General features: G+C 63.4%; 10 protein-coding genes. 6 read left to right on the top strand and 4 right to left on the bottom strand.

All coding sequences use genetic code 11. The features are described 5' to 3' along the window. The first annotated feature begins 377 nt into the window (after positions 1 to 377). From IAE77_RS00670 to IAE77_RS00650, 5 genes are all read left to right on the top strand, one after another. Positions 378 to 755, top strand: coding sequence for a BON domain-containing protein (locus tag IAE77_RS00670; RefSeq protein WP_294219726.1), 378 nt, complete (start codon positions 378 to 380; stop codon positions 753 to 755). Between the two features lie 129 nt (positions 756 to 884). Further along, positions 885 to 1,310 carry a hypothetical protein gene (locus IAE77_RS00665; RefSeq protein WP_294219725.1) on the top strand — a complete coding sequence of 142 codons (426 nt, stop codon included), beginning with the start codon at positions 885 to 887 and terminating at the stop codon, positions 1,308 to 1,310. Between the two features lie 165 nt (positions 1,311 to 1,475). Further along, positions 1,476 to 2,117 (top strand): sigma-70 family RNA polymerase sigma factor, encoded by a 642-nt coding sequence (locus IAE77_RS00660; RefSeq protein ID WP_294219724.1) that lies wholly within the window; start codon positions 1,476 to 1,478, stop codon positions 2,115 to 2,117. 237 nt (positions 2,118 to 2,354) lie between these two features. Continuing rightward, positions 2,355 to 2,657: a plasmid stabilization protein gene (locus tag IAE77_RS00655; protein ID WP_345780945.1), complete on the top strand. Its 303-nt coding sequence runs from the start codon at positions 2,355 to 2,357 to the stop codon at positions 2,655 to 2,657. A 9-nt stretch (positions 2,658 to 2,666) separates the two neighbouring features. After that, entirely contained in the window at positions 2,667 to 2,927 is a 261-nt protein-coding gene (locus tag IAE77_RS00650; protein ID WP_294219722.1) for a glutaredoxin family protein, read from the top strand. Here the strand turns inward: IAE77_RS00650 and IAE77_RS00645 are convergent, their stop codons facing one another. Then, positions 2,928 to 4,145 (bottom strand): Gfo/Idh/MocA family oxidoreductase, encoded by a 1,218-nt coding sequence (locus IAE77_RS00645; RefSeq protein ID WP_294219721.1) that lies wholly within the window; start codon positions 4,143 to 4,145, stop codon positions 2,928 to 2,930. Positions 4,146 to 4,453: 308 nt separating this feature from the next. Here IAE77_RS00645 and IAE77_RS00640 point away from each other — a divergent pair, with 308 nt between their 5' ends. Continuing rightward, on the top strand, positions 4,454 to 4,957 hold the full coding sequence (locus IAE77_RS00640) for a DUF892 family protein (RefSeq protein WP_294219720.1): 504 nt from the start codon (positions 4,454 to 4,456) through the stop codon (positions 4,955 to 4,957). A 16-nt stretch (positions 4,958 to 4,973) separates the two neighbouring features. On the opposite strand, the gene IAE77_RS00635 is transcribed toward IAE77_RS00640, so the two are convergent. From IAE77_RS00635 to IAE77_RS00625, 3 genes are all read right to left on the bottom strand, one after another. Continuing rightward, positions 4,974 to 5,243: a hypothetical protein gene (locus IAE77_RS00635; protein ID WP_294219719.1), complete on the bottom strand. Its 270-nt coding sequence runs from the start codon at positions 5,241 to 5,243 to the stop codon at positions 4,974 to 4,976. Positions 5,244 to 5,377: 134 nt separating this feature from the next. Continuing rightward, complete coding sequence (locus IAE77_RS00630) at positions 5,378 to 6,085, bottom strand: DUF892 family protein (protein ID WP_294219718.1); 708 nt, start codon at positions 6,083 to 6,085, stop codon at positions 5,378 to 5,380. Between the two features lie 24 nt (positions 6,086 to 6,109). Continuing rightward, on the bottom strand, positions 6,110 to 6,495 hold a 386-nt coding region (locus tag IAE77_RS00625), incomplete at its 5' end, for a hypothetical protein (protein WP_294219717.1).

Below are 6,495 nucleotides of genomic sequence, written 5' to 3'. Positions count from 1 at the left end.
AGATGTGTATAAGAGACAGGCAGAGGTAGAACAGGGCGTGTGGGTGGCAAGATGAAAGGCAGCCGTCAAACGCGAAGCGTCGTGGAGTGCGGTGGCAAGCCTTGGCGCGACACCGCCGTCGCGTGCCGGACAATGCGCTCTGGCCTGACGACGTTCTTCGTGCGCTCGACAGCGGTGTCGCCGATGCGAGGCTTCGCCCTCGGATCTTTGCCACCGCACTCCACGACGCTGTCGCGCTTTCTCAGCCTCCCGCATCATCGCCCCGCACAGCCATCAGGAAACCGCATGGCCGCGGGTTCAGGTGGTGGTTTGTGGGTGAAGCGATACGGCCGGGCGGGCACACATGTCCGATGGAACCGATGCATCACGACGATCCCATGAAGCTCCGCTCGAAATTCCCCCTGATCCTGACTGTGACGCTGCTGGCGTCCGGATTCGATGTCCGTGCCGCAGAACCGAAGGGCACGAAGGAGCCCGCCCGTGAGACCAAGACGCCGCTGGACCAATCGAACCGGCCGGAGGACCTCAAAATCACCCAGGCGATCCGCAAGGCGGTGATGGCGGATGATTCGTTGTCCCTGGAGGCCAAGAACGTGCAGATCATCACCGCCGACGGCAAGGTGACGCTGCGTGGCAAGGTGGACAACCCCGGCGAAAAGGAAAAGGTGGCCACCCACGCACGCAAATCCGCCGGATCGATGGATGTGGTGAACCAGATCGAGGTTGAGGCCGATAACAAGACCGCCAGGAAATAAGCCTTCTCACTCCCAATCCTCCCACGCTCATGTCGAAGTCCGTCTTTTGTCTCGCCACCGACCAGAACCAGGCCGAGCGCATTGTGCAGCGGCTGCAGGGAGGCGGTTTCACCACCGGGTGACATCTCGGTGCTGCACACGGACACCGAGTCGGAGGGCGAAAGCACGGCCATCCGCCCGACGAAGGCGACGGAAGGCGTCACCAAGGGGGCGACGGCGGGCGGCATCACTGGCGGAGCGATCGGTCTGCTGGCAGGCATCGGAGCGCTGGCCATCCCGGGGCTCGGCGCGTTCATCGCGGCCGGCCCGATGATGGCTGCGCTCAGCGGCGTGGCCCTCGGTGCCACCGCGGGCGGGATGGTGGGGGGCCTCATCGGCATGGGCCTGCCGGAGGACGAGGCCAGGCGCTATGAGGAAAAGGTGCAGCGCGGCAATTTTTTGATATCCGCCCATGCGGAGACGAGCTCGCAGATCAAGCTCGCCAAACAGATCTTCGAAGCCGAAGGAGCTGGAGATGTCAGCGTCGTGGATGAGCTTAAACCCCTTCATTCATAACAGCGGTCCCTGCCTCTGACGAGGTTTCGAGAAACAGCCCTGTGCTCGGGAGGCGCAGGGCTGTTTGTTTTGGCCCGCAAGCGGCCTTCATCAGGGATTCCCCGACTGCCTGGACAGGGCGGGGTCGGGTTGAAGGCAGGGAAGCGATTTTCTACGCTGCCTTCCATGGACACCAAGACCATCTCCCACTCTGAATGGAACGGCCCTGAACTGCCTCCTCTCGACCCGGCCCAGCCACCGGATGAGGAACTGATGGCTGCCATCCAGATGGGAGATGCGGATGCGTTGGGGGTGCTGGTGCAGCGATACCGCCGACTGCTGAAGAGCGTCATTCTGCGGACGGTCAATGATGACGCGGCGGCGGAGGACGTGCTGCAGGAATGCCTGCTGGATGTGTGGCGACGGGCAGATCACTACTCCGCGGCCAAAGGGCGGCCGCTGGCATGGCTCATGACGCTGGGCCGGCGGAGGGCGATCGATCATCTGCGTCGCTCGATGGCTTACACGCGTGCCTGCGACCGGATGGAGGACGAGATCAAACGCACGTCCTCGTTCACCTGCGATTCTTCCGCCGATTGCGAGCAGGCGGATATCGGACGGGTGCTCGGCCAGCACATTTCCCTGCTGCCGGACGCGCAGCAGGAGGTCATCCGCCTGGCTTTTTTGCAAGGCATGACGCAGCGCGAGGTGGCGCATGCCACGCACACGCCGCTGGGCACGGTGAAGACGCGCCTGGAGCTCGGCTTGAAGAAACTGCGGCAGGTCTTCCGCACGCGGAGCGCGATGCACACGTTGCAGGCGGCCTGAATTCTGCGCGCAAAAACACATCCATGACCGGTGCTGGTGGCGATCTGTGGCTGGTCAGACAATCAGTTCTTCTCTTGCAGGGAAGGCGATGGCCTGACTGTCAGGCGTGGGGCTCGTAGCTGACTTCACGCCTCTTTTTCTGCCCGCACGCCAGGCTGCGGCTCCGATGCGGGACGAGGCGAACACGTCCAGATCGCCCCAGGGCCGCGATGCATGCTGAACCAACCCACAGATCCCATGCCACGCGGAGACAAATCCAAGTACACCGACAAACAGAAGCGCAAGGCGGAGCACATCGAGGAAAGCTACGAGGAGCGTGGCGTCCCAGAAAAGGAGGCCGAGCGCCGGGCCTGGGCCACTGTGAACAAATCGTCCGGTGGCGGCAAAAAAAGCGGTTCCGGCCGTGGCAAGGAGGAGAACAAGGCCCCGGCACGCAAAGGCGGGCGCAAAGGTGGCAAGGCTGCGGCCTCACGTCCGGCGGCGAAGCGTTCCGCCTCGGCACGGAAGGCCGCCGCGACGCGGAAACGCCACGGCAAATGACGGCCAGCCATGAAACCGCGACATGTCAGGCTGTTTGTGAAACCCGGTTGCGCGTGGTGTGATGAGGCGCGTGAAGGCCTGCGCCTGCGGGGCATCCCGTATGTGGAAATCGATGTGATCAACGAACCGGGCGCGATGCAGGAGATGAAAGCCCTCACCGGCCAGACACGGGCGCCGTCACTCGACATCGACGGCCACATCCTGGCCGATTTCGGGGCGCACGAGCTGGACGTGTGGTGGGTGAAGATGGGATTCGAGGAAGGCCGGTGATCACCCATCCAGCCGGACGGGTGCGTTCGTTTTGAGGGAGCGTTCCAGTGCTTCGATGATCACCATGTCCGCCAGCCCCATCTCACCGGGGGTGCGGCAGGTTTCGTTGTTCATCACGACTTGGGAGAAGTGGTCCATCTCCTGGCTGAAGTGGTTTTTGGGCTCCAGCAGCAGTTCCCGGCTTTCATCGGTGCCGCCTTTGGCCTCGCTGTCCCTCACGTGCAGGCGGAGACCGCGATAGCTGAACGCCGGCTGCATCCGCAGCGTGCCTTCCGTGCCATGCACCTCATAGAAGCGTGACTCGGTCATGCCAAAGCCACAGTCGCAGTGCGCCAGCGCACCAGACGGATAGCGCAGGGTGAATGCCACGCTCTCCGGCACTTCGCGAAAGCGGGGGTCGTCCTTTGGCTGCTGTGCCACGGCGAAAACCTCCACGGGTTCCTCGCCGAGCGTGTATCGTGCGGCGTTGATGCTGTAAACGCCGACATCGCCGAGGGGGCCGCCACCGAGCCGGGCGCTGAGGCGGATGTTGGGCGCTTTGACATTCTGGCCGTTGGTGGAGGCAAACGTGCGGATCTTGCCCAGGGCACCGCTTTTGCAGATCTCCATGGCCCGCTGATTGAACGGCTCGTAGTGCAGACGGTAGGCGATCATCAGATGCCGTTGCGCCTCCTTGGACGCGGCGATCATCTGCCGGGCCTCGTCTGGCGAGGTGGCCATCGGTTTCTCACACAGCACATGCTTGCCCGCTTTGAGGCCGCGGATGGTGTACTCCGCGTGCATGCTGTTCGGCAGGATGATGTAGATGACATCCACACGCGGGTCGTCGGCCAGACGGTCGTAGTTGTCGTAGTTGTAGATCGCATTGCGTTCGATGCCGTAAAAGTCGGCCACTCGGCGTGCCTTGTCGGGATGGCCGCTGACCAGCGCGACGGGTTTGGACAGCTCGCATTCGCCAAAAGCCGGCAGCACCTCTCCCAGCGCCAGCTCACCCAGTCCCACGATGGCCCAGCCGAGTTGTTTGGTGGGTTTCTGCGGGATCTGCAGGTTCTGCGGCTGTTTGTCAGGCGGTGCCAGTGCTGGCAGCGCTGCGGAGGAGGTGGCGGTCTCAGGTTCCGTCCGCACCGGAGCGGCGAAGCTGCGATGCAGGTCCGCCAGACAGGTGAGTCCGGCGGAGGAGAGGAGAAAGTGGCGGCGGCTGCTGGGAAGAGTGGTCATGGCGGAGGCGGGTTTGTGGAAAGAGAATTTCGGCCCTCCACATGCGCCTGGCTGGTGCGCATCCCGTCCCGAAGGCACCGGCAGGTGCCGGCCCGATAAGGGCCGCACCGGGACAAAAAGCACCCGCCTCGTCGGCCGGAAATCACACAAACAGCAGACGGAGGCGGGGCCTTCACCGGAATCACCCGGTGCGTTGAGAAGATCGGCGCGCTGCAACGGCCGCGTTTCAGGCCGGGCGCTGGCATGCCTGTAAGGTGGAGGCCCCCCCTCACATCCGCGCCACGATTCCCCCGCGATGCCATGGTTGTATGAAACTCAACACCCTGAAAGACCTCTTCCATCACGAGCTGGAGGATCTTTACAGCGCTGAACAGCAGATGCTGCGGGCTCTGCCGCGCCTCTCGCAGGCGGCGACGCATAATGATCTGAAGGCCGCCTTCCGTGCGCACCTGGTGGAGACTCAAATGCATGCGCTCCGGCTCCACAAGATCGCCTACAAGCTGGACCAGCCGCTGGAATACCGCCATTGCCGCGGCATGGAAAGCCTCATCGAGGAGACGGTGGAGCTCCTCCGCGAGGAGGCGGATGAAAATGTGCGCGACGCCGCCCTGATCGGTGCCGCTCAACGCATGGAGCACTATGAAATCGCCGCCTACGGCAGCGCCGCAGCCCTGGCATCGCGTCTGGGCCTCCAGGAGGCCGCAGCCTTGCTCCAGGACACGCTGGACGAGGAAAGAATCACCGATGCGCGCCTGACGGGCATCGCCGAGACCGAAGTCAACGGCGACGCCGCCATCGCCTTGCGTGCTTGAGCCGCACCGCAGTCCCTCATCGCTGCGAGACTTCGGTCGTCTCGCCGCTGAGGGAGTCCTGGAACATCTGCGGCTTGAAACCGGCCGCGCTCAGCGACTGGCAGATCTTGTTCTTGGAGACGCTGTCCGCGTCGTAGCGGATCCAGACGCCCTCCGGGATGATGCGGGCAGCCTGGACGCCCGGCATGCGTTCGAGCACTTTTTGAAGACGTTTTTCATCGGCTGGGGACTGGAGGTCGGACACGACGAGGTCGAGTTCCTGGAGAGGTTCATCAAGGATGGTCATGAGTCGTGAGTGTTGGGTGTGGGATGGGAATTCGAGAAGCCGTCCGCTCACCCACCAACCAAAGAGGGTGAGGGACGGACTCTGCCGGAGCGGGCTCTCAAAAGGAACGCGTCTGGCAAAAAGGCAGCCGCGGCTCAGCGGCCCGGTGTGGCAGGAGGACCGCGTGGCGAAGGAGGAATGATTTCCCGCCCTTCGTGGATGTCTTCAAAGGCCGGTACTGCGGTTGAGGGATCGGAACTGGATGGCCCCGGCCCTGCGGCCGCTTCGTTGTCGAAAGCAGGTGCCGCAGGCTTCACATCTTCGCGCGGGCCATAGGCTTCGGGCACGTCGTCATCCTCCGCATCAGCCGCGACGGCATGCACGGGTGTTTCTTCGAGATAAGACATGACGACGTGGGGCAGATTGGCCTCCAGCCATTCAGCCATGCGCCGTTCGTCCTTGAGGATGATGTCGCAGGTCTGGATGACGTCGGCGACCGCGAAGCGCTCCGCTCCGGAGCGGAGGGCGGTGTAGCAGGCGATCTCGAAATGCTCCGCCGCGCAGGTCGTGAGCATGTCCTTGACGCGGCTGTCGCCTGTGAAAACTGTGCCCGCTCCGCGGATCATCTCCAGTCCCTGGGCGAAAACGGTCTTCACTGTCGAGATGTCAGCGCCGAGCCGCTGCAGACACCCCGCCACGGCGATGGCGTGGCGCTCCGTCTCGGCCAGATGGGCTGTCAGTTGCTCGCGCACGACAAGCGCCACGCTTTCACTGGCGATCTGCTTTTGCAGCGCGATCTCCATCGCCTTTTCCATCGCATGGGCGTCGCGCAGCCACTCGATGAGCTCTTGTTTCGTTTTCATCGCTGGATGGCGGCTTGGGCGGACTCAGGGGGCGCGGTCCATCACGCGGATCGACTCGATCTCGTCCTCCATGCCGCCGAGATCGCCGATCATCGTCGCAGGCGGGATGACGCGGCTGGCGTCACCGAAGGACTCGTCCTTGTAAATGACGAGCCAGCAGAGCGGACCGGTCTTGATGCTGCTGATGCGGTTGTCCCACTCGCCACCGTTGAGGCTTTTGAGGGAGGAGAAGGACGATGGCCCCATCACCTGGGTGACGCGGCCGCCAAAGCCGTCGCCTTCATAAAGATCGACGTAGCAGCCCGGATTGTAGTAAGCGGGATAGGTGGACGTGCCGGGAGAGTCGCAGGCGCTCAGAAACAGTCCGAGCACGGCGGGCAGGATGAGGAGGCTGTCTCTTATACACATCT

This window comes from Prosthecobacter sp., from assembly GCF_014879935.1.
Lineage (GTDB): Bacteria > Verrucomicrobiota > Verrucomicrobiia > Verrucomicrobiales > Verrucomicrobiaceae > Prosthecobacter.
Note: the sequence above shows the minus strand (reverse complement) of the source record. Positions and strands in the feature narration are given on the sequence as shown.

Coding starts and splice junctions, on each gene's coding strand:
- IAE77_RS00630 (WP_294219718.1), bottom strand. CDS start 6,085: ATGAAAACGAAACAAGAGCTCATCGAGTGGCTGCGCGACGCCCATGCG.
- IAE77_RS00670 (WP_294219726.1), top strand. CDS start 378: ATGAAGCTCCGCTCGAAATTCCCCCTGATCCTGACTGTGACGCTGCTG.
- IAE77_RS00660 (WP_294219724.1), top strand. CDS start 1,476: ATGGACACCAAGACCATCTCCCACTCTGAATGGAACGGCCCTGAACTG.
- IAE77_RS00655 (WP_345780945.1), top strand. CDS start 2,355: ATGCCACGCGGAGACAAATCCAAGTACACCGACAAACAGAAGCGCAAG.
- IAE77_RS00650 (WP_294219722.1), top strand. CDS start 2,667: ATGAAACCGCGACATGTCAGGCTGTTTGTGAAACCCGGTTGCGCGTGG.
- IAE77_RS00640 (WP_294219720.1), top strand. CDS start 4,454: ATGAAACTCAACACCCTGAAAGACCTCTTCCATCACGAGCTGGAGGAT.
- IAE77_RS00635 (WP_294219719.1), bottom strand. CDS start 5,243: ATGACCATCCTTGATGAACCTCTCCAGGAACTCGACCTCGTCGTGTCC.
- IAE77_RS00645 (WP_294219721.1), bottom strand. CDS start 4,145: ATGACCACTCTTCCCAGCAGCCGCCGCCACTTTCTCCTCTCCTCCGCC.